The sequence below is a fragment of the Aquariibacter albus genome (assembly GCF_014145335.1).
GTDB lineage: Bacteria > Pseudomonadota > Gammaproteobacteria > Burkholderiales > Burkholderiaceae_C > Aquariibacter > Aquariibacter albus.
Map to the genome: position 1 here is coordinate 50382 of NZ_JACIVI010000004.1, position 18642 is coordinate 69023.

17 protein-coding genes are annotated in these 18642 nt (G+C 73.9%); 12 read left to right on the forward strand and 5 right to left on the reverse strand.

Annotated elements, in window-relative coordinates; translation table 11 throughout:
• The first annotated feature begins 46 nt into the window (after positions 1-46).
• The 3 genes from H4F90_RS11305 (at position 47) to H4F90_RS11315 (ending at position 2820) form a co-directional block, all read left to right on the forward strand.
• On the forward strand, positions 47-583 hold the full coding sequence (locus tag H4F90_RS11305; RefSeq protein WP_182664633.1) for an SH3 domain-containing protein: 537 nt from the start codon (positions 47-49) through the stop codon (positions 581-583).
• A gap of 63 nt (positions 584-646) precedes the next feature.
• The gene (locus tag H4F90_RS11310) at positions 647-1651 is read left to right on the forward strand and encodes an acyltransferase family protein (RefSeq protein WP_182664635.1); all 1005 of its coding nucleotides are present in this window, start codon (positions 647-649) and stop codon (positions 1649-1651) included.
• 2 nt (positions 1652-1653) lie between these two features.
• Positions 1654-2820, forward strand: a complete 1167-nt coding sequence (locus H4F90_RS11315; protein ID WP_182664637.1) for a ligase-associated DNA damage response exonuclease — start codon at positions 1654-1656, stop codon at positions 2818-2820.
• On the opposite strand, the gene H4F90_RS11320 is transcribed toward H4F90_RS11315, so the two are convergent.
• A complete protein-coding gene (locus tag H4F90_RS11320) occupies positions 2736-3290 on the reverse strand; it encodes a copper chaperone PCu(A)C (RefSeq protein ID WP_182664638.1) in 555 nt (184 codons plus the stop codon). The genes H4F90_RS11315 and H4F90_RS11320 overlap by 85 nt on opposite strands.
• 65 nt (positions 3291-3355) lie before the next feature.
• On the opposite strand from H4F90_RS11320, the gene H4F90_RS11325 reads away from it, so the two are divergent.
• The 5 genes from H4F90_RS11325 to H4F90_RS11345 all read left to right on the forward strand — a co-directional run bounded on the left by H4F90_RS11325 (position 3356) and on the right by H4F90_RS11345 (position 9965).
• Positions 3356-5158, forward strand: coding sequence for a cisplatin damage response ATP-dependent DNA ligase (locus tag H4F90_RS11325; RefSeq protein ID WP_182664640.1), 1803 nt, complete (start codon positions 3356-3358; stop codon positions 5156-5158).
• 128 nt (positions 5159-5286) lie between these two features.
• Positions 5287-6009, forward strand: a complete 723-nt coding sequence (folE, locus tag H4F90_RS11330) for a GTP cyclohydrolase I (RefSeq protein ID WP_235972172.1) — start codon at positions 5287-5289, stop codon at positions 6007-6009.
• Positions 6010-6013: 4 nt separating this feature from the next.
• On the forward strand, positions 6014-6442 hold the full coding sequence (locus tag H4F90_RS11335) for a BLUF domain-containing protein (protein ID WP_182664644.1): 429 nt from the start codon (positions 6014-6016) through the stop codon (positions 6440-6442).
• A gap of 477 nt (positions 6443-6919) precedes the next feature.
• Entirely contained in the window at positions 6920-9085 is a 2166-nt protein-coding gene (locus H4F90_RS11340; RefSeq protein WP_182664646.1) for a TonB-dependent receptor family protein, read from the forward strand.
• 49 nt (positions 9086-9134) lie between these two features.
• Positions 9135-9965, forward strand: a complete 831-nt coding sequence (locus tag H4F90_RS11345; protein ID WP_182664648.1) for a DUF429 domain-containing protein — start codon at positions 9135-9137, stop codon at positions 9963-9965.
• Between the two features lie 10 nt (positions 9966-9975).
• On the opposite strand, the gene H4F90_RS15795 is transcribed toward H4F90_RS11345, so the two are convergent.
• Positions 9976-10554: a serine O-acetyltransferase gene (locus H4F90_RS15795; protein WP_182664650.1), complete on the reverse strand. Its 579-nt coding sequence runs from the start codon at positions 10552-10554 to the stop codon at positions 9976-9978.
• Between the two features lie 16 nt (positions 10555-10570).
• Positions 10571-11587 (reverse strand): glycosyltransferase, encoded by a 1017-nt coding sequence (locus tag H4F90_RS11355; RefSeq protein ID WP_182664652.1) that lies wholly within the window; start codon positions 11585-11587, stop codon positions 10571-10573.
• Positions 11588-11788: 201 nt separating this feature from the next.
• On the opposite strand from H4F90_RS11355, the gene H4F90_RS11360 reads away from it, so the two are divergent.
• Positions 11789-14569, forward strand: a complete 2781-nt coding sequence (locus H4F90_RS11360; protein WP_182664655.1) for a ligase-associated DNA damage response DEXH box helicase — start codon at positions 11789-11791, stop codon at positions 14567-14569.
• On the opposite strand, the gene infA is transcribed toward H4F90_RS11360, so the two are convergent.
• Positions 14496-14768, reverse strand: coding sequence for a translation initiation factor IF-1 (gene infA / locus H4F90_RS11365; protein ID WP_182664656.1), 273 nt, complete (start codon positions 14766-14768; stop codon positions 14496-14498). The two genes, H4F90_RS11360 and infA, sit on opposite strands and share 74 nt — an antisense overlap.
• A 241-nt stretch (positions 14769-15009) precedes the next feature.
• Between infA and H4F90_RS11370 the strand changes: the two genes are divergently transcribed.
• The 3 genes from H4F90_RS11370 to H4F90_RS11380 are packed head-to-tail and all read left to right on the forward strand — an operon-like array spanning position 15010 to position 16399.
• On the forward strand, positions 15010-15411 hold the full coding sequence (locus H4F90_RS11370) for a YkvA family protein (protein ID WP_182664658.1): 402 nt from the start codon (positions 15010-15012) through the stop codon (positions 15409-15411).
• The gene (locus H4F90_RS11375; RefSeq protein WP_182664660.1) at positions 15408-15926 is read left to right on the forward strand and encodes a thermonuclease family protein; all 519 of its coding nucleotides are present in this window, start codon (positions 15408-15410) and stop codon (positions 15924-15926) included. The genes H4F90_RS11370 and H4F90_RS11375 overlap by 4 nt, the downstream gene beginning before the upstream one ends.
• The gene (locus H4F90_RS11380) at positions 15923-16399 is read left to right on the forward strand and encodes a hypothetical protein (protein ID WP_182664662.1); all 477 of its coding nucleotides are present in this window, start codon (positions 15923-15925) and stop codon (positions 16397-16399) included. Before H4F90_RS11375 ends, H4F90_RS11380 begins: the two co-directional genes overlap by 4 nt.
• 36 nt (positions 16400-16435) lie before the next feature.
• On the opposite strand, the gene H4F90_RS11385 is transcribed toward H4F90_RS11380, so the two are convergent.
• Complete coding sequence (locus H4F90_RS11385; RefSeq protein ID WP_182664663.1) at positions 16436-18538, reverse strand: ATP-dependent helicase; 2103 nt, start codon at positions 18536-18538, stop codon at positions 16436-16438.
• Between the last annotated feature and the right edge of the window lie 104 nt (positions 18539-18642).

Consider the following 18642-nt stretch of genomic DNA (forward strand, 5'->3'; position numbering starts at 1 on the left):
CGACTAGCATGCCGAGCCATTCCTTCCCGCCCCGCATCGCCCGACCATGAGCCCCCCGAAAGCGTCTTCCCCCGATGCCGCCGCTCCGGCCGCCTGGTGGAGCAGCCTGCCCGGCATCCTGACCGCGCTGGCCGGCCTGGTGACGGCCGTTGCCGGACTGCTCACCGTGCTGAGGGCGGGCCCCGCGGATCCGACGCCGACGCCGACGCCGACCCCGCCCCCGGCCGCCCCGGTCGCCCAGCCGCCGGCTGCGCCCGCGCCGACGGCGCCGCCGCCCGTCGCGCCGGTTCCGGTCGGCGTGGCACGGCTTCCGCTCGCCAGCGCCCCCCGCCCTGCCGCGCTGCTCGAAGAGCGTGCGCAGCCGCTGACCGCGATCCGCCTGAGCGTCGAGGTCCGCGATCCCGACGGGCACAGCAATCTGCGCGAGGGGCCCGGCACGCAGACCCCGGTGATCGGCCGGGTCGACAGCGGCCAGCGCGTCACGCTGCTCGGGCGCAGCGGCAGCTGGTGGAAGGTGCGGACCGCCGACGGCCGCGAAGGCTATCTGCACGGCAGCCGGCTGCCGGACGCGCCGGGATCCTGAGGGCCAGGCCACCGTGCCCGCCGCGGCACGCCATGGCTCCCGCAGGGAGCCGACAAGGGAGCAATGACTTTGACCGAACGACAGACCTGGCCGGACATCGCCAAGGGCGTGGGCATCCTTCTCGTGGTCTACGGCCACGTGGCGCGTGGCCTGGTGAAGGCCGGCATCCTGCCGGCCGAGGGCTGGCCGCAGCTGGTGGACAGCTGGATCTACAGCTTCCACATGCCCCTGTTCTTCTTTCTGGCGGGGCTGTTCTTCCTCGACAGCCTGGGACGCCAGAAGCCGCTGGGCTTCCTGGCCGGACGGATCGACACCCTGGTCTATCCCTATCTGATCTGGTGGCTGATCCAGGGCGCGGTGGAGGTGAAGCTCTCGGGCTATGCCAACGGGGGCGCGCAGTGGGCCGAGGTGCTGCGGCTGGCCACCGTGCCGCGAGCGCACTTCTGGTTCCTCTATGCGCTGTTCACCCTGTCGGTGGCCGGCCTGCTGGTCTACACGGTGTCGCGCCGGCCGGCCTATCTCGCGGCGGTGCTGCTCGGGGCCCTGGCCCTGCGCCTCGGGGTCGAGCCGACCGGGGTGATCGCCGTCAACCACCTGATCGCCTTCGGCGGCTTCTTCAGTGCCGGCGTGCTCTACGGGCAGCTCCCGGCCGCCAGGCCCTCCCGCCGCGGCGCCGGGCTCGCCATCGGTCTGCTGCTGGCAGCACTGGCGGCCCAGCAGTACGTCCACGGTGTGCTGGGCTGGCGCTACTACCAGCAGGGCGCCATCGGCCTGGGCCTGGCGGCGCTGTCGATCGCCGCGCTGGTGGCCCTGTGCCAGCAGGCCCAGGCCCTTGGCCTGCGTCTCGGCCTGGCTGCGCTTGGCCAGGCTTCGATGGTGATCTACCTGATGCATGTGCTGACCGGCAGTGGCGTGCGCATCCTGCTGTCGCGTGGCCTGCGGCTCAACGATCCCACGCTGCATCTGCTGGCCGACCGCCTGCTCCGGCGCTGGGGCATCGGCTGGCATCTGCTGCCGCCGCGCGCGCTGCGCCTGCAGCCCCGGCTGGCCGGCGCGGCAGCGCGCTGAGCATGTCGGCGGACCTGGTCGTCGCCCGGCCCGAGGGCCTGTACTGTCCGCCGGGCGATTTCTACATCGACCCCTGGCGCCCGGTCGACCGGGCCGTCATCACCCATGGCCACGCCGACCATGCGCGCCCCGGCCATGCGCACTACCTGGCCGCGGCCGAGGGCGAGGGCGTGCTGCGCGTGCGCCTGGGCGAGATCACGCTCCAGACCCTGGACTGGGGCGAGGTCGTCGAGCACCGCGGCGTGCGCCTGAGCCTGCATCCGGCCGGCCATGTGCTGGGCTCGGCCCAGCTGCGGCTGGAACATGCCGGCCGGGTCTGGGTGGCTTCGGGCGACTACAAGTTCGCGCCCGAAGACGCCCCCGACCCGACCTGCACGCCCTTCGAGCCGCTGCGCTGCGACTGCTTCATCACCGAGTCCACCTTCGGCCTGCCCATCTACCGCTGGCGGCCGCAGCGCGAGGTCTTTGCCGAGATCAACGCCTGGTGGGCCGCCAACGCCGCGGCCGACCGGCCCAGCCTGCTGCTGGCCTACAGCTTCGGCAAGGCGCAGCGCCTGCTGGCCGGGGTGGATGCGAGCCTGGGCCCCATCCTGGTCCACCCGGCGGTGGAGGCGCTCAACCGCGTCTACCGTGCGGCCGGCATCGCCCTGCCGACGACCCGCCTGGTCAGCGAGTTCAAGGACGCCGCCGCCACGCGCCGCGCCCTGGTGCTGGCGCCGCCGGCCGTGCTGGGCAGCGTCTGGGCGCGGCGCTTCGCGGGCGGCAGCGAGGCCTTCGCGAGCGGCTGGATGCTGCTGCGGGGCGCCCGCCGCCGCCGCGGCCTGGACCGCGGCTTCGTGCTGAGCGACCACGCCGACTGGCCCGGCCTGCTGCGCGCCATCGGCGCGACCGGGGCCGAGCGCGTGATCGTGACCCACGGCGATGCCGCGGTCATGGTGCGCTGGCTGCAGGAGCAGGGCCTGGACGCCGGAGCCTTCCAGACCGAGTACGGCGACGAGGCCGCGGCCGATGCGCCACTGGCCACCGACCCGCCGGCCGAGGCCGTCGCGCCGGTCCCGGCGGCTGCGCTCGGGCCCGCGTCGGCTCAGGCGGGCGGTTCGACCGGCAGGGGCTCGACGGCCGGGGGCATCACCGGCGGCCGCGTGCCCCTGCGGGATTCGTCCACCTGAAAGGCGATGCGGTGCTGACCAGCCCGTTCGAAGACCAGGCGCATCGGCCGCTGCTCATGCGGCCGCAGCGGGCGGTCCAGCTCGAACAGCGCGATGTGCACGCCGTCGGGCCGCATCGTCAGCACCTCGCCGGCCGGCAGCGGCAGGCCGGTGTCGAGCGGCCAGAGGCCCGGCAAGCCCTCGAGCAGGCCGGGACCGCGCAGCTCGACCCGGCCGGCCCAGTCGCACTGCAGCTCCAGCAGGCGGTCGTCGCGCGGGCCCAGGCCCACCAGCTGCAGGCAGGCCACCGCACCCTCGGGCGTGCTGCGCATCCAGGCATCGGCCATCTGCACGGCACTGCGTTCGCGCGGCGGGGGCGGCGCGGCCAGCGCCCGACGTGCTCCGCTGCCGCTGCCCAGCAGCAGCCCCAGGCCCAGCAGGTGGCGCATCAAGGGGCGGCGGGCAGGGCGGGGGGGCAGGGCGCGGGACATGGTCGGCAGAGGGCTCGGGGCATCGGGCGCCCGCAGTCTAGGCAAGCCTGAGGCGGGCGCCGCCGATGCAGGATTTCAGCAGGCTGTACGCCCAGCTCGACCAGCAGACCGCCACCGGCGCCAAGCTGGCCGCGCTGCAGGCCTATTTCGCCACCGCCGCGCCGCGCGACGCGGCCTGGGCGGCCTACTTCCTGGCCGGCGGCAAGCCACGCCAGACGGTGCCCACGGCACGCCTGCGCGCGCTTGCCGGCCGGCTCAGCGGCCTGCCGGACTGGCTGGTCGAGGCCAGCTACCAGGCCGTCGGGGACCTGGCCGAGACCCTGGCCCATCTGCTGCCGCCGCCGTCCCGGCAGGACGAGGCCTCCCTGGCCGACTGGGTCGAGCAGCGCCTGCTGCCGCTGCGCGGCGCACCGCCCGAACAGCAGGATGCCGCGCTGGCGCAGGCCTTCGACCGCCTGCCGGCCGAGGGCCGCTTCCTGCTGGTCAAGCTCATCGGCGGCGGCTTCCGCGTCGGCGTCGGCCGGCAGCTGGTGGTGCGTGCGCTGGCGGCCTGTGCTGGTCTGCCCGACACCCTGGTGGCCCAGCGCATGATGGGCTACACCGAGGCCGGGGCGCGCATCGACGCCGCGCGCTACCTGGCCCTGGTCGCCCCGCCCGAGGCCGGCGCCCCCGCCGGTGGCCAGCCCTATCCCTTCTTCCTCGCCCATCCGCTGGAGGCCGGCGGGCCCGTCGAGCCCGAGACCCTGGCCGAGCGCCTCGGGCCCTGCCACGACTGGGTGGCGGAATGGAAGGCCGACGGCATCCGCGCCCAGCTGGTCTGCCGGCCGGCGAGCGAGGCCGGCGGGCCGACGGTCTGGCTCTGGTCGCGCGGCGAAGAACTGGTCAGCGAGCGCTTCCCCGAGGTCTTGGCCGCCGCCCGCGCGCTGCCGCCGGGTACCGTGCTCGATGGCGAGCTGCTCGTCTGGCCGGGCGCACCCGAGGCCGCCCCGGCCCGCTTCGCGACCCTGCAGACGCGGCTCAACCGCAAGACCCTGCCCCGCAAGCTGCTGGCCGAGGCGCCGGTCGTCTTCTGGGCCTACGACCTGCTGGAGTCCGACGGGGTGGACCGCCGCCCCGAGCCGCAGGGCCAGCGCCGAGCGCGGCTGCAGGCCCTGCTCGGCCCGGGCGGGCCGGCGGCCGGGGCCTTTCCGATCTCGCCGCAGCTCTCGGCGGCGGACTGGCCGGCGCTGGCCCGCCAGCGCGCTGAAGCCCGTGCCCGCGGCTTCGAGGGCCTGATGCTCAAGCACCTCGCCACGCCCTATGGCGTCGGCCGCCGCAAGCCGGGCGAGGGCCAGGGCGGCTGGTGGAAGTGGAAGCTCGAGCCCTACCGGGTCGATGCGGTGCTGGTCCATGCGCAGCGCGGCCACGGCCGCCGCGCCAGCCTCTACACCGACTACGGCTTCGCGGTGTGGAACCGCGCCCCGCGCGATGCCGAGGAGGTCGCGGCCGTCTGCGCGGCCATCGCCGCGCGCCGCCCGCCGCCGTCGCGCACGCCCCCGGCCCCGGGCGAGCCCGAGCCCCTGCAGTTGCTGCCCTTCGCCAAGGCCTATTCGGGCCTGAGCGATGCCGAGATCCTGCGCGTCGACCGCGAGATCCGCCGCCACACCGTCGAATCCTTCGGGCCGGTCCGCAGCGTCGTCCCGACCCTGGTGGTCGAGCTCGGTTTCGAGGGCCTGGCACCCAGCCCCCGCCACCGCAGCGGCCTGGCCGTGCGCTTCCCGCGCATGCTGCGGCTGCGCGAGGACAAGCCGCTGGCCGAGGCCGACACCCTCGCGCAACTCCGGGCGCTGCTGCCTGCCCCCACGATGCCCGTGCCCGGCAAGGGCTGAGGGCCTGCGTGGTACAACGCGGCTCGCTTTTCCAGGGCGAGCGCCGTGAGCTGCCGCCCCAGCCCCGCCCTGCAGCCGCCGCTGGCGCACCCGACGAGGGCCCTCCGATGAACGCACCGCATCCCTTGATGTCCGACCTGCCCGCCGCCGCCGCGACCGATGACGAGGACGGCGTGCCCGTCTCGCAGCGCATCCGCGAGCGCATCAAGGCCTCGCGCCAGCGCTTCCACGCCAACGACAACATCGCCGGCTTCATCGAACCGGGCGAGCTCGAAGGCCTGCTCGACGAGATCGCCGGCAAGATGAGGGGCGTGCTGGAGAGCCTGGTCATCGACACCGAGAACGACCACAACACCCAGGACACCGCGCGCCGCGTCGCCAAGATGTACCTGCACGAGGTCTTCCGCGGCCGCTACGTGCCGCAGCCGGCGGTCACCGAGTTTCCGAACGTCGAGCACCTGAACGAGCTGATGATCGTCGGCCCGATCACCGTGCGCAGTGCCTGCTCGCACCACTTCTGCCCGATCATGGGCCGGGTCTGGATCGGGGTGATGCCCAACGAGCATTCCGACCTGATCGGCCTGAGCAAGTACGCCCGCCTGGCCGAATGGATCATGAGCCGCCCGCAGATCCAGGAGGAGGCCGTCACCCAGGTCGCCGACCTGCTGCAGGACAAGATCAGCCCGGACGGCCTGGCCATCGTGATGGAGGCCGACCACTTCTGCATGCAGTGGCGCGGCGTGAAGGACATGGATTCCAAGATGATCAACAGCGTGATGCGCGGCAGCTTCCTCAAGGACCCGAACCTGCGCCGCGAATTCCTGGCGCTGGTCAACAACAAGAAGGGCTGAGGCCATGCTGGTCCGTCTGCTCTACGCCAGCCGCGCCACCGAGGCGGTGAGCCCCGCCCTGATCGATGCCGTGCTGGCCGCCTCGCGACAGCACAACCCCGCGCTGGGCATCACCGGCATCCTGTGCTGGGGAGGCGACATCTTCATGCAGGTCATCGAGGGCGGACGCGACACCGTCAATGCGCTCTACGCGGCCATCGTGCGCGACCCGCGGCACCGTGACGTCGTGCTGCTGCACTACGAGGAAGTCAGCGAGCGTCGCTTCGCGGGCTGGACCATGGGCCAGGTCAACCTCGCGAAGATCAACCCCTCGATCCTGCTGAAGTACAGCGAGAAGCCCCAGCTCGATCCCTACAGCGTCTCGGGCAAGGTCTCGATGGCGCTGCTCGAAGAGCTGATCGCCACCGCCTCCATCATCGGCCGCGCGGGCTGAGTCAGGACACGGACGGCGGCCTGCGCCGCCGTTCGTGCCTGACGAAGCGCCGGGCCCTGCAAGGCCCGGCGTGGGGCAAGTCAGGACACGAACGGCGGCCTGCGCCGCCGTTCGTGCCTGACGAAGCGCCGGGCCCTGCAAGGTCCGGCGTGGGGCAAGGCAGGACACGGACGGCGGCCTGCGCCGCCGTTCGCGCCTGACGAAGCGCCGGGCCCTGCAAGGTCCGGCGTGGGGCAAGGCAGGACACGGACGGCGGCCTGCGCCGCCGTTCGCGCCTGACGAAGCGCCGGGCCCTGCAAGGCCCGGCGTGGGGCAAGTCAGGCAAGCACGCACGTCCCGCGTCGCATGGGTGCATCTCCCCCGCACGATTGCAGATTTTCTGGAGGCGGCTCACGCCGCGAGCCTCTAGAGTGCCGCCGCCCGCCGGCCCGCTTCCTCCCGAAGCCCGGGCCCCGCGACCGACCCGGAGACCTCCCGATGCCTGCCCCCCTTGCCTTCGTCCGCCAGCCCGTCGCGCTGGCCGTCACCCTGTTCGCGGCGAGCGTCCAGGCGCAGACCGCCGCCCCCGCGGCCGACCTGGCCCCGGTGGTCATCAGCGGCCGGGGCTTCGAGCAGCGCGCCTTCGACACGCCCTATTCGGTGGACATCGTCGATGCGGACACCCTGGCCAAGGGCGGCCTGCTCGTCAACCTGTCCGAGACCCTGGCCCGGGTGCCCGGCCTGACGGTGGCCAACCGCAGCAACTACGCGCAGGACCTCCAGATCAACTCGCGCGGCTTCGGCGCGCGCTCCAGCTTCGGGGTGCGCGGCATCCGCCTGTACACCGACGGCATCCCGGCCTCGATGCCGGACGGCTCGGGCCAGGTCTCGCATTTCGACCTCGCCGGCGCCCAGCGCATCGAGGTGCTGCGCGGCCCCTTCAGCGCGCTCTACGGCAACAGCTCGGGCGGCGTGATCTCGCTGTTCAGCGCGCCGGTGCGCGAGCGCTACCTGCAGCTCGACGGCGATGTCGGTGACGATGGCACGCGCCAGGTCCGCGCGACCCTGCAGACGCCGCTGTCGGACACGCCCGGCCGCGGCTTCGACCTGCGCGCCAGCGTGTCGAAGTTCGAGACCGATGGCTTCCGTCCGCAGAGCCAGGCCGAGCGCACGCTGGCCAATGTCCGCCTCGGCTGGACTGGCGCGCAGGACACGGTGGCCGTGCAGCTCAACCACATCGACCAGCCGGCCGACGATCCCCTGGGCCTCACCCGCGCGGCCTTCGACGCCGATCCCTACCAGACCGCCACCGTCGCCCTGCCGCAGGACGCGCCGGGCCAGGCGGGCCGTTTCAACACCCGCAAGACGGTGAAGCAGACGCAGATCGGCGCGAGCTGGCGCCATCGCTTCGAGGCGGCCGGCCCCCTGCAGGAAAGCGCGGTGACGGCCTACACCGGCACGCGCGAGGTGCGGCAGTTCCAGTCCATTCCGCCGGCCACCCAGGCGGCGGCCACCAGCCCCGGTGGCGTGATCGACTTCGAGCGCGACTACTTCGGCCTCGATGCCCGCCTGGCCTTCCGCTGGACGCTGGCCGGCGAGCGCCGCGCCAGCCTGGTCGTCGGCGCCGCGCACGAGTCGGCCGAGGACGACCGCCGCGGCTTCCGCAACTTCATCGGCACGGGCGCCACCCAGCAGCTCGGCGTGCTGGGCGAGCTGCGCCGCGACGAGACCAACCGGGTCACCACCACCGACGTCTACGCCCAGGGCGAGCTGGAGCTGAGCGCGCGCTGGTCGGCCACCTTCGGCCTGCGCAGCGGCGAGGTGAAGTTCCGCTCGCGCGACCGCTACATCGTGCCGGGCAATGGCGACGACTCGGGCTCGACGAGCGACCGCTACACCAACCCGGTGGCGGCCCTGCAGTTCCGCGCCACGCCGACGCTCAACCTCTACCTCAGCGCCGGCCAGGGCTTCGAATCGCCGACGCTCAACGAGCTGGCCTATCGCAGCAGCGGCAGCGGCTTCAACAGCGAGCTCAAGGCCCAGGAAAGCACCCAGGTTGAGCTGGGCGCCAAGTGGCGGCCGGCCGGCACCGGCCTGAGCGTGGATGCCGCCCTCTTCTCGGCCAAGACGGAGAACGAGATCGGTGTCCTCAGCAACACCGGCGGCCGCTCGGTCTTCCAGAACGTCGGCGACACCACCCGCCGCGGGGCCGAGGTCGCTGCTGCCTGGCAGATCAGCCGCGCGCTGCGCAGCACCCTGGCCCTGACCTGGCTGCATGCCACCTACGACGACAGCGTCGGCAGCGTGGTGGCCGGCAATCGCATCGCCGGCACCTCGCCGCGCAGCGCCTTCGCCGAACTGGCCTGGCGGCCCCTGGCCAGCGAGCGCACCGAGCTGGCCACCGAGGTCCTGTTCCGCGACAAGGTGGCGGTCAACGATGCGAACAGCGACTTCGCCGGCGCCTGGTCGACCGTGGCCGTGCGGGCGCAGCACATCATTCCGCTGGCTGGCCGCAGCCGCGTCGAACTGCTGGCCCGGGTCGACAACCTGTTCGGCCGCGAGTACGCCGGCAGCGTGATCGTCAACGAGGGCAACAGCCGCTTCTTCGAGCCGGGGGCCCCGCGCACCTGGCTGCTGTCGGCCAAATGGCGGCACGCCTTCTGAGCCCGAGGGTGCGCCGCCGGGTCGAGGCGCGGCCCTTGAGCTTCGACCGATGAGCGCGGGCTTCGACGGCCCGCTGCTCGGGGTCGACTTCAGCAGTGCGCCGAGCCGCCGCAAGCCCATCACCGTCGCCCATGGCCGCCGGGCCGGCGCGGTGCTGCGGCTCGACCGGCTGGAGGCCCTGCCGACCCTGGACGACTTCGAGGCCCTGCTGGCCCGGCCCGGTCCCTGGCTGGGCGGCTTCGACCTGCCCTTCGGCCTGCCGCGCGAGCTGGTCGACAGCCTGGGCTGGCCGCAGGACTGGGCGGCGCTGATCACCCACTACGCCGCGATGGAGCGCGCGGCCCTCCGCGCGGTCTTCAAGGCCTGGTGCGACGCGCGTCCCGCCGGCCACAAGTTCGCGCACCGCGCTTGCGACCGGCCAGCCGGTTCCAGCCCCTCGATGAAGTGGGTCAACCCGCCCGTCGCCTGGATGCTGCACGCCGGCGCCCCGCGCCTGCTGGCCGCCGGCCTGAGCCTGCCCGGCCTCTGCGACGGGCCGGGCCGCGATCCGCAGCGCCTGGCCCTGGAGGCCTATCCCGGCCTGCTGGCGCGCGAGCTGCTCGGTGCGCGCAGCTACAAGAGCGACGAGCCGGCCAAGCAGACGCCCGAGCGCCTGATCGCCCGCAAGGATCTGGTCGAGGCCCTGGAGCAGGGCCGCAGCCGCCTTGGCCTGCGGCTGAAGCTGAGCCCGGCCCAGGCCGAGGCCCTGGTGGCCGATGCCCGCGGCGACCGGCTCGATGCCGTGCTCTGCCTGGTGCAGGCCGCCTGGGCGGCGGGGCAGCCCCGCCATGGCTGGCCGGCGGGGGTGGACCCGCTGGAAGGCTGGATCCTGACGGCCTGAGCCGGCGGCTTCAGGCCTCGGGATCGACGGTGCCGGCCGGACCGACGCCTGCGGGGGCCGGGTCGGTGCCTGCAGACAGCGGCCGGTCCTTGCGCGGCCGCACCACGGCCGGCACGCCCACCGCGATGGACCAGGGCGGCACGTCCTTCACGACGACCGCGTTGGCGCCGATCAGGCTGTGCTCGCCGACGGTGATGCGGCCCAGCAGCACCGCGCCGGTGCCGATGTCGACGTGGTCGCCGATGAGCGGCGCGCAGGGGTCGTCCACCCGGGCCAGGCCGACCACCACGCCGTTGCGGATGCGGCAGTGCGCGCCGAACTTCGCGTAGCCGCTGATCACGATGCCACCGCTGTGGTCGATGACGAAGCCGGGGCCGATCTCGGCCTCGCAGGGCAGCTCGATGCCGGTCAGCACCTGCACCAGCTTGAACAGGACCTTGTAGACCAGGGACAGCGGCTTGCGCAGCCAGGGCGAGCGCACGGTGTAGCGCCAGCGTCCGAAGCGGTAGACCGCGAGGGCCCAGAAGCCCTGGGCGCCCCAGTCGCCCCGGTGGGCCCGCAGGTCGGCGCGGAGATGCTCGAAGGCCATGGTGTCCTGCCCCGTCTCAGCGCGTCGGCCGGGTGCCGAAGCCGGTCGCGCGGGCCAGCGTCCACCACTGGCGCGCGTTGCGGGCGTGCACGGCGGCATCGCCGGCCGCGCCCCGGCCGAGCCGGGCCTTGGCCCAGGCCTTGAGCGCCAGCACCGTGTCGGCCAGCAGGCCCAGGCCCAGGGCCAGCAGCAGGCCGGGGCGGCCGCGATGCTTGCGCCAGTACAGCAGCTCGCTCTCCACCTGGAGCACCGACACCTGCCGCGCCCGCGGGCCGAAGCCCGGCATCTGCGCTGCGCTGCCGCCGCCCACGTGCACGACGGTGGTGGTGGCCAGGCAGGCGATTCCCCAGCCGGCCTGGTGGGTGCGCAGGCAGTGGTCGACTTCCTCGAAGTAGAGGAAGTAGCGCGGATCGAAGAGGCCGACCTGCCGCAGCACCGTGCCGCGCACCAGGTAGAAGCAGCCCACCACCCAGTCGCAGGGGCGCAGGGCCGGCGCGCCGGGCGTGGTGGCCGGGTCGGCGACGAGCTCGACGTGATGCGGGTCGCCGCGCTTCAGGCCGGTCTTGTGCAGGAAGCTGGAGACGATGCCCGGGAAGCGGCGCGCCGCCGGCGCGGCCAGGCCGTTCTCGTCGACCAGGCGCACGCCGAGCAGGCCCAGGGCCGGATCGGCCGCCAGCGCAGCCAGCGCGGCGCGCAGGCTGTCGGGTGCGACGAAGGCATCGGTGTTCAGCAGCAGCAGCGGCTCCTCGCCCAGCAGCGGCAGCACCTGGTTGTTGGCCCGGCCGAAGCCGACGTTCTGGGTGTTGGCGATCACCACCGCATCGGGTGCATGCGCGGCCAGCCAGGCAAGGCAGCCGTCGCCGCTGGCGTTGTCGACCACCACCACCCGCACCCGCAGGCCCGCGCTCGCGACGCGCAGGGTCTCGAAGCAGCGCGGCAGGAAGCTCAGCGAGCGGTAGGCGACCAGGGCCACCGTCAGGTCGGCCGGGGCGCCGCCGGGCACGAAGGAGGGCAGGGCGGGATCGAGGGGCATGGTGGGCGGGGTCGGAAGCGCGCGGATGGTAAGCGGCCGCCAGGGCCGCCCGGCCCCGCACGCAGGGGGCGTGCCCGGCGGCCTGGGGCGGGGGGCCGGCAGGGGCCGGTCCGACGCGGCCCCGCGCGGCCTGCCCGCGCCGGCCGGCCAAAGCCCCGGCCCGGCCGGCCAGGCGCTGCCGCTGCTAGCCTGCCGGCCGCCATGCCCTCATCGCCTGCCCCGTCGACCCCGCCCCCCGCCGCTGCCCTGCCGGGCGAGGCCTGGTTCGCGGGCCGGGGCTGGCAGCCCTTTCCCTTCCAGCGCCAGGTCTGGGCGGCAATGGCCGCCGGTCGCAGCGGCTTGCTGCATGCCAGCACCGGCTCCGGCAAGACCTATGCGGTCGCCCTGGGGGCCCTGGCCCGCGCAGCCCGCCAGGGCCTGCTGGCGGCCCGCAGTGCGCCGCCGCTGCGGCTGATCTGGGTCACGCCCATGCGGGCGCTGGCCGCCGACACCCTGCGCGCGCTGCAGGCGCCGCTGGCCGATCTGGCCCCGGCCTGGACGGCCGGCCTGCGCAGCGGCGACACGCCGGCCGCCGAGCGCGCGCGCCAGGACCGCCGCTGGCCCAGCGTGCTCGTCACCACGCCCGAGTCGCTCAGCCTGATGCTGGCCCGCGAGCATGCGGCCGAGGAACTGGCCGGCGTCGACGTGCTGATCGCCGACGAATGGCATGAGCTGATCGCCAGCAAGCGCGGCGTGCAGCTGCAGCTGGCCCTGGCCCGGCTGCGGGGCTGGAACCCGGGCCTGCTGGTCTGGGGGCTGTCGGCCACCCTGGGCAATCTGGCCGCCGCCGGCGAGACCCTGCTCGGCGCGCCGCCGCAGCCGCTGGGGGCGGGGGGCGAGACGCCGGCCGCTGCGCCGCAGCCCGTGCTGGTGCAGGGTCGCATCGACAAGACCCTGTGCATCGACACCCTGCTGCCGGCCCGGCCCGGTCGCTTCAGCTGGGCCGGCCACCTCGGGCGGCAGATGCTCGCGCCGCTGGTCGCCGAGCTGGACGGCGCCGGCACCGCCCTGGTCTTCACCAACACCCGCTCGCAGGCGGAGATCTGGTACCAGCTGCTGCTGGAAGCCTGGCCGGACTGGGCCGGCCTGGTCGCGCTGCACCATGGCTCGCTCGATCCGGCCGTGCGGGCCTGGGTCGAGGCGGGGCTGAAGGAGGGCCAGCTGAAGGCCGTGGTCGCCACCGCCTCGCTGGACCTGGGGGTGGACTTCCTGCCGGTCGAGCGCGTGCTGCAGATCGGCTCGGCCAAGGGCATTGCCCGCCTCTTGCAGCGCGCCGGCCGCAGCGGCCATGCGCCGGGCCGGCCCAGTCGCCTGACCCTGGTGCCCACCAACACCCTGGAGCTGCTGGAAGCCGTGGCCGCGCGGCGTGCCGTTCAGGCCGGCCGCATCGAGCCGCGCCACGGCCCCGAGGCGCCGCTGGACGTGCTGGTGCAGCACCTGGTCACCGTCGCGCTCGGTGGCGGCTTCCCGGTCGAGCCGCGGCCCGGTCGGCCCGGGGCCCACGATGCACCCGCCCTGTTCGAGGAGGTGCGTCGTGCGCCGGCCTACCGCCAGCTCGGCCTGGACGCCTTCCGCTGGGCGCTGGACTTCGTCGTCCACGGCGGCGCCAGCCTGGGCGCCTACCCCGAATACCACCGCGTGCGCGTCGGCCCCGCGGCCGACGGCAGCCTGCGCGCCAGCGTGCCGGACCGCGGCATCGCCCGCCGCCACCGCATGGCCATCGGCACCATCGTCAGCGAGGCGTCCATGCAGGTCGTCTGGGCCCGCCGCGCGGCGGGCGGGGGCGGCTCGCTCGGCAGCATCGAGGAAGGCTTCATCGCCCGGCTGCAGCCCGGCGATGCCTTCGTCTTCGCCGGCCGCCTGCTGGAGCTGGTGCGGGTGCACGAGATGCGTGCCCTGGTCCGCCCGGCGACCGCCCGCAGCGGCACCGTGCCCACCTGGCAAGGCGGCAAGATGCCCCTGTCGACCGAGCTGGCCGATGCCGTGCTGGAGGTGCTGGAATCCGTGCGCCCCGCGCTGGAAGCCGCCCCGGGCCGCGAGCAGCCGCCGCCGGAGCTGGACGAGCCCGAGCTGCGCGCGGCCTGGCCGATGCTGGCCACCCAGGTCCAGCGCTCCCGCCTGCCGACGCCCGGCACCCTGCTGGTCGAGCACGAGCGCACGGCCGAGGGCTTCCACGTCTGCATCTACCCCTTCGCGGGGCGGCATGTGCACCTGGGCCTGGCTTCCCTGCTGGCCTGGCGCTGGGCGCGCGAGCAGCCCAACACCTTCAGCCTGGCCGTCAACGACCTGGGCTTCGAGCTGCTCGCGGCCGAGCCGCCCGATCTGGACGCGCTCGGCCTGCCGGACCAGCCGGTCGGCGCCGCCTGCGGCCCGGAAGCGCCGGGGCGGCTGTGGTCCACCGCCGACCTGCTCGACGATGTGCTGGCCAGCCTGGCCACCGGCGAGCTGGCGCAACGCCGCTTCCGCGAGATCGCCCGCGTGGCCGGCCTGGTCTTCACCGGCTATCCCGGCGCGCCGAAGTCGACCCGGCAGCTCCAGGCCTCCAGCAAGCTCTTCTACGAGGTCTTCCGCAAGCACGACGCCGGCAACCGCCTGCTCGGCCAGGCCGAGACGGAGGTGTTGGCGCAGGAGCTGGATCTGGGCCGTCTGCAGGCCACGCTGCAGCGCGTGCAGGGCCTGCGGCTGCAGCGGGTGGCCCTGGACGGGCCCAGCCCCTTCAGCCTGCCGCTGCGCGTCGAACGACTGCGCGAGCGCCTGAGCACCGAACAACTGGCCCAGCGACTGGACCGGATGCTGCGCGCCCTCGGGGAAGCGGATGCGGCACGCGCCGAGGGCCTGGCGGCCCTGGGTCGCGCGCCGGAGGCCGCGCTCAGCGGCGCACGTTCCGGCGCGGGCCGCCGCCGGCCGGGCCGCCGCTCCGCGGCTCCAGGTGACGGAAGGTGATGCGGCCCTTGGTCAGGTCGTAGGGCGAGAGCTCGAGCGACACGCTGTCGCCGGCCAGGATGCGGATGCTGTGCTTGCGCATCTTGCCGGCCGCGTAGGCGATCAGCTGGGCGCCGCCTTCCAGCGTGACGCGGTAACGCGCGTCGGGCAGCACCTCGTCCACCTTGCCGTTCATTTCGATCAGGTCTTCTTTACTCATCCACCAGCTCCTCGGGCGACGCTCGGGTCCGCCCCAAAACAAAAGACCGCGAACAGCATTCGCGGTCAGGCTGAAACGGAGCAGGTCGGGGGCAGCAAGAAGGCCGACCCTCGGTCGGCAGAGGCCAGCGGCCTGTCCACCCCTCAAATGTAGCCGGATCGAGCCTCCGGCAGGCGGGTTCGGCCCGCAGCCGGACACGGCACGGGGGGCTTCGGCGCGCTTCGGCGGCCATACTTTGGGCATGTCCTGGTTCTCCGCCCTGACCGGCCCCGCCGCCCGCCGCGCCCTCAAGATCCGCGTCTTCGCGCTGTGGAAACTGTTGCGACACCCCAACACGCCCTGGCCGTCCAAGGCGGTGGCCGGCCTGGTCCTGCTCTATGCGCTGAGCCCGATCGACCTGATCCCCGATTTCATTCCCGTGCTCGGCCTGCTCGACGAGCTGCTGCTGCTGCCCCTGGGCCTGGCCCTGGCCGTGGCCCTGGCGCCCAAGCCGCTCTGGCAGGTCTGCCTGGCCGAGGCCCGGCAGGAGGCCGAAAGCCGCCATGCGCGGGCGCCGAAGTGGCGGGCGGGGGCCGTCTTGGTCGTCTTGATCTGGTTGCTGCTGGGGGCCCTGGCGCTGGGGTGGTGGTGGGGCCGGGGATGAGCCGCCCCTGCCGGGCCCTGCTCGCCGGGCTGCTGCTTGCGGCGACCGGGTGCGCGCGGGCCGAGGTGCTCGACGGCTGGGTCACCCGCGTGAGCGACGGCGACACGCTCTGGCTGGCGCCGCTGCGCGAGGACGGCCGCCGCGGCCGGCCGATCAAGCTGCGGCTGGTGGGTCTCGATGCGCCCGAGCGCTGCCAGGCGCATGGCGAGGCGGCCCGCACCGCGCTGGCCGGCTGGGTGCTCAAGCAGCGTGTGCGGGTGGACCGCGGCGCGCAGGATGTCTACGGCCGCCCCCTGGTCACGCTGCGCCTGGCGGGCGAGGACCTGGGCGCACGCCTGGTGCGCGAGGGCCATGCCTGGTCGGCCCGCTACCGCGACGATCCGGGCCCCTATGCCCGCGAGGAAGCTGCCGCCCGCGCCGCGCGGCGCGGGCTCTTCGCCGATCCGGCGGCCGAGCGGCCCCGGGATTTCCGCCAGCGTCACGGGCCCTGCCCGAGCGAGGCCTCGCCGCCATGAAGCGCATCGGCGCCCCGTCGACCGGCCCTGCACGCCGGGCCCGCGGCCTGGGCCGCGCCGCCTTCGGCCCGCTGCTCGCCCTGCTGTCCGCCTGTGCGCTTCCGCCGCCTCTGCCCGAGGGGCCGGCCCTGCAGGCCGCGCTGCAGGGCCTGTGGTGCAACAGCGAGGACGGTGGCCGCAGCTGCTGGGCCCACGACCGCTTCACGCCGGACGGCCGCTTGCGCATGTGCGGTCGCGCGCCCGACAGCCGCCAGGCCTTCGACGGCCTGGGCGAGGTGGAGATGGCGGGCCGGCGCATGTGCTACCGGGTGCTGCGCGCCGAGGGCGCGTTCTGGTTGCCGCCCGGCGCGCGCTACTGCACCGAGATCGTCGAGCTGGGCCCGCGCCACCACCGCTACCGCGACCTGGACGGCGGCGGCGTCTTCACCCTGCACCGCCTGCCCGACAGCGCGCCGGACTGCCCGACGCCCTGAGCCGCCGCCCCCCTGCCGCGCCCGAGGCCCCGACGCTCAAGCCGCCGGTTTCGGTGCCGCCGCGGCCCGCGCGGCGAACTCGGCACGCAGGGCCTTGAGCTTCTCGCGCGGATCTTCCTTGGTGGTGGCTTCGTCGAGCTTCATCTCGCCGATGAAGCGGCTCGGGCTGCCCTTGACCATCTCGCGCCCGCGCTTGCGGCGGCTGAGCCAGCTCACCAGCAGGGTGCGGCGCGCGCGGGTGATGCCGACGTACATCAGCCGCCGTTCCTCTTCGATGCGCTGCGCCATGTCGGCCGCGTCCACGCCCTCGGTCTCCTCGCTGCGGAAGGGCAGCAAGCCCTCGTTCACGCCGACCAGGATCACGTGCGGCCACTCCAGGCCCTTGGCCGCATGCAGGGTGGACAGGGTGACCACGTCCTGGTCGTCGCCGCGCTCGGCCAGGCTGAGGATCACGCTGATGGTCTGCGCGACCTCCAGCACCGTCTTGCGCTCGGTCTCGAAGGTGGCGCCGCCGGTGGCGTCGATCTCGCCGCCGCAGCGCTTGGCGATCCAGTCGACGAAGTCCAGCACATTGCCCCAGCGGGCGGTGGCGAGCTTCTCGCTCTCCTCGTGGTCGCGCAGGTGCTGCTCGTAGCCGATGTCGCTCAGCCAGCCCATGAGCAGGGTCTTCGCATCCTCGGCGCCGGCGGTGTGGCGGGCGCGGTGCTCCAGCTCGTTCACGTAGCGGCCGAACTCATGCAGTGAGCCCAGGGCCTTCTTGCTCATCGTGGCTTCCAGGCTGTCGGCGAACAGGGCCTCGAACATCGAGACCTTCCAGCGTCCGGCGAACTCGCCCAGCGCTCCCAGGGTCTGGTGGCCGATGCCGCGCTTGGGCGTGGTCACGGCGCGCAGGAAGGCCGGGTCGTCGTCCTGGTTGACCAGCAGGCGCAGCCAGGCGCAGAGGTCCTTGATCTCGGCCCGGTCGAAGTAGCTCTGCCCGCCGGAGACCTTGTAGGGGATCTGCGCGGCGCGCAGCTTCTGCTCGATCGCCCGGGCCTGGTGGTTGGCCCGGTAGAGGATGGCGAAGTCCTTCCAGGCCAGGCCGCCGCCGGCGGCACTGCCGCCCGCCGCCCGCAGGCTCTGGATGCGGGCCACGGCGCGTTCGGCCTCGTGCTCCTCGCCGTCGCAGGGCTGCACGCGCACCGGCTCGCCTTCGCCCAGGTCGCTCCAGAGCTTCTTCTCGAAGATCTTCGGGTTGGCCGCGATCACCGCATTGGCCGCGCGCAGGATGGCGCTGGTCGAGCGGTAGTTCTGCTCCAGCGGGATGACGGTCAGCTCGGGGTAGTCCAGCGGCAGGCGCTTGAGGTTGTCGATGGTCGCGCCGCGCCAGCCGTAGATGCTCTGGTCGTCATCGCCCACCGCGGTGAAGAGGGCCGGCCGCGCCGAGGGCTTGCCGTCGCCGCCGCCGACCAGGAGCTTCAGCAGCTGGTACTGCTGGGCATTGGTGTCCTGGTACTCGTCGACCAGCACATGGCGCAGGCTGGTCTGCCATTTCTCGCGCACGCTGGGGTTTTTCTCCAGCAGGGCCACCGGCAGGCCGATCAGGTCGTCGAAATCGACCGCCTGGTAGGCCTGCAGCCGCTCCTGGTACTTGCCCCAGACGATGGCCGCCACGCGCTCGTCCTCATTCGCCGCCGCGGCCAGGCCCTGTTCGGGCGTCAGGCCCTGGTTCTTCCACAGGCTGATCGTCCACTGCCAGTGGCGGGCCGTCTTGGCATCGGTGGTGCCGCCGGCCTCGCGCATCTGGCCCAGCACATCGTCGCTGTCGAGGATGGAGAAGGCCGGCTTCAGGCCCAGGGCCTGGCCGTCCTCGCGCAGCATGCGCACGCCCAGCGAGTGGAAGGTGGCGATCACCAGTTCCTTGGCCGCCCGGCCACCGACCAGGGCCTTGGCCCGCTCGCGCATCTCCTGCGCGGCCTTGTTGGTGAAGGTGATCGCGGCGATCTGCGAGGGCGCCAGCCCCGCCTGCAGCAGGCGCTGGATCTTGTGCGTGATCACCCGCGTCTTGCCCGAGCCGGCGCCCGCCAGCACCAGGCAGGGCCCGCCGAGGTGATGCACGGCCTGCATCTGCGCGAGGTTGAGGGAGGGGGCGTCGGCCATCGGATCCGGGAAGGCAGGGCGGCGCCGGGGCGCGCGCAAAGCCGCGGATCGTAGCGGCTAGCCGGGTCAAGGCGCCCGAGGCCGGCCCGCCCGCAGGCCGACGG